General features: G+C 42.9%; 1 protein-coding gene. It reads right to left on the bottom strand.

Going from position 1 to position 1,213, the window contains the following annotated elements; translation table 11 throughout:
• Positions 1-97: 97 nt before the first annotated feature.
• Positions 98-1,213 (bottom strand): amidohydrolase (locus ACIFOT_RS22420; protein WP_430068068.1); only part of this gene is annotated, 1,116 nt, incomplete at its 5' end.

Genomic DNA, 1,213 nt, shown 5'->3' with positions numbered 1-1,213 from the left:
TCATGGAAATGCCTGCGCCATTGGACCACTTCCGCTTCAACGGCTTCTACCAAGTTTTGAATATCGACGATTTTTTCAATCACAATTTTAGCCTCCTCTATTTTTCATTCAAGAATTTTAAGGCTGATTGCACGTAATACTGTACACCAAGAATCAGGGACTCTTCTTTCACATCGAATTTAGGATGATGATGCGGATAATTCTCTTCCGGTTTTTCACTTCCTGCACCTAAGAAAACAAAACAACCTGGGGCAACTGCCGAAAATGCTGAGAAATCCTCTCCTCCCATGATGGCATCGGCAATCACTCGATTGCTTTCTCCAAACGTTTCCACAATGGTTTGATCCACCAATGCGGTGATTTTCTCCTCATTCACAACGGATGAGTAGCCAAACTGATAATTCAATTTATAGGAAGCATCATGGGCTTCGGTGAGTCCTTTTGTAATTTGTTCAATCCAAACTGGAATTTGACTGCGGATTTCCGAATCAAAGGTACGAACTGTCCCGCCTAGAGTCACTCGGTCAGGGATGATGTTATTGGCTGTTCCTCCATGAAATTTTGTAACCGAAATGACCGCACGTTTACTTGCATCCACTTTTCGAGAAATAATCTGATTGATTCCATTCACAATCTGAACACCAATTGCAATAGGATCTACAGTTGCAAAGGGTGCGGACCCATGTCCACCCTTACCTTGGATATCAATATCAAAAGCATCCGTTCCAGCTGTTACAGGACCATAGCATACGAAAAATTTGCCGGCAGGAATCTGTGACGCAAGATGGAGTCCAATTACACCATCAATTCCATCAGTTACGCCTGCTTTAACCATTTCAGCTGCTCCACCTGGGAAATGTTCCTCAGCATGCTGGAAGAAAAATCTGATTTCCCCTTGTATTTCGTCTTTTAACTGAGAAAGGACCTTTGCGGCTCCTAAAAGCATGGCAGTATGTCCATCATGACCACATGCGTGCATGACATCCTTGTTTTTGGAGGCAAATGGCAGTCCTGTTTCCTCTTGAATTGGAAGCGCATCCATATCTGCTCTTAAGGCCACTACTTTGCCTGGCTGACTGCCAACAATCCGTGCTAATACACTTGTAGGAGTTACCTTTGAAACTTCGATATTACCGAAGGCTTGGAGTTTTTCAAAAACGTATTTGGATGTTTCAAACTCCTTATACGAAAGTTCAGGATTTTCATGGAAATG

It is taken from the genome of Neobacillus sp. NRS-1170 (assembly GCF_050468025.1).
The sequence above is the reverse complement of the archived record's forward strand: the minus strand, read 5'-3'. Positions and strand labels throughout refer to the sequence as shown.